The 1,436-nt window shown below is 35.7% G+C and carries 1 protein-coding gene; it reads right to left on the bottom strand.

Annotated elements, in window-relative coordinates; translation table 11 throughout:
• Positions 1-18 precede the first annotated feature (18 nt).
• Positions 19-1,299, bottom strand: a complete 1,281-nt coding sequence (locus QUB26_RS31790; protein WP_333321299.1) for a transposase — start codon at positions 1,297-1,299, stop codon at positions 19-21.
• Positions 1,300-1,436: the final 137 nt, after the last annotated feature.

The following is a 1,436-nucleotide window of genomic DNA, read 5'->3' as shown; positions in this document are numbered from 1 at the left end:
CAATACTTCGGACAGTTTTTAAGCAGCGAGAGTACCATAGGATAGGACTGACGGAAGGTTAGGGTGATTTAAAATTAAATTCCGGTCTAAATCTAACTTATCAATAAAGGTGTAAAGTATATGCCTATTGAATTCACGGCGTTTATAAGAGGTCATGGAAAACACGAATGGCTTGGGAGATGAATGACGATTATAAGCTTCATATTTGGCTAAATTTAAAGCAATTAGACTGGCGTTAAAATGAAAATCAAGGCATTGACCACTACGAGATTGACAATTGGATAAGCCCGTAAATTGTTTGGCATCACGAAAAATAAACTCAATCTGAAAACGAGCCTGATAATACTCAAGTATTTGCTCACCTGTCAGCTCGATATCAGTGCTGAATAATAAAATATTTTTGATTTTACCATTGGGTTGGAGTTCTGAAAGACAAGCTAAACGTATTTTGCATTTTAAAGAAACACTCCATACTACTAATGAGTAAAGCTTAACTCCCGGTTTAACTTCTTTGATGAAGGTTAAGTTTTTTAACTTATTACATTCTACTTTTCCATCGTATTTACGAGGTGCACCTATTTTATTTTTTTCACCTGTATAGAGGTACTTTAAGTTGGCATCTGAGCGTAATTTACTAATCAAATTTAAATTTGAATTTCGTACAGCATCCCAGAACTTAGCGCGGCAATAATAACCATCAGCTACCAAATAGCGTACAGATTCTGGCAATAAAGAACGGGTTTTTTTTAAATGTTGAGCATAGTCGTCAACTCTTGTTATCTCAGGCGTTGAGCTTTGAGATGCTTTTTTTTTAGTTGGTTTTTTTGATTTTCTTTTCCTTTGAGCAGTGAGGGGATTTTTGGGTAGTTCTGTGGGAGGACGCCAGGGTGTTTGTTGTACACTCACACTATAAGACAAATGAGTTTCGACTTCGACCACAGAAATTACAGAAATTTCTAATCCCTCTTCTGGTCTGCCAGCTACACCATTATAAAAGCTAGCTTTCCCTTCAGTTTTTTTGCCACTCTTGTCAATAAATGAACAATCGATTACAGCAATAATAGTTTGCTCAGAATCCAAAGCTTTATTGATAAAGTATTGATTAAATTCTGCGAAATCAAAGTTTTTCAAAAAATGCCGACGATAAGTTTTTTCACTCAACGAACTGTAACGGCTCAGATTGGTAAAGTTTACCTTGCCATAAACAAGCAATATGGTGGAAAACAAGGTCACCATAAACTTTTTTTGGGATTGACTAATCCCTGACATTTGTTGTAAAATTGATTCTAGAATATTCATCAGGCATTTTTTTAAGTTCGTCTATTTTTTGAGCTTAATCTAAAAAGTGCCTTTTTTTGGGAGTTTCGGTTAAAATTCCAGGGATTTTTTGTCTCTGTTCGGGGAGCGTCCCTGTTCCAAAACTGTCCGAAGTATTG

It is taken from the genome of Microcoleus sp. B4-C1 (assembly GCF_036705285.1).
Lineage (GTDB): Bacteria > Cyanobacteriota > Cyanobacteriia > Cyanobacteriales > Microcoleaceae > Microcoleus.
The sequence above is the reverse complement of the archived record's forward strand: the minus strand, read 5'-3'. Positions and strand labels throughout refer to the sequence as shown.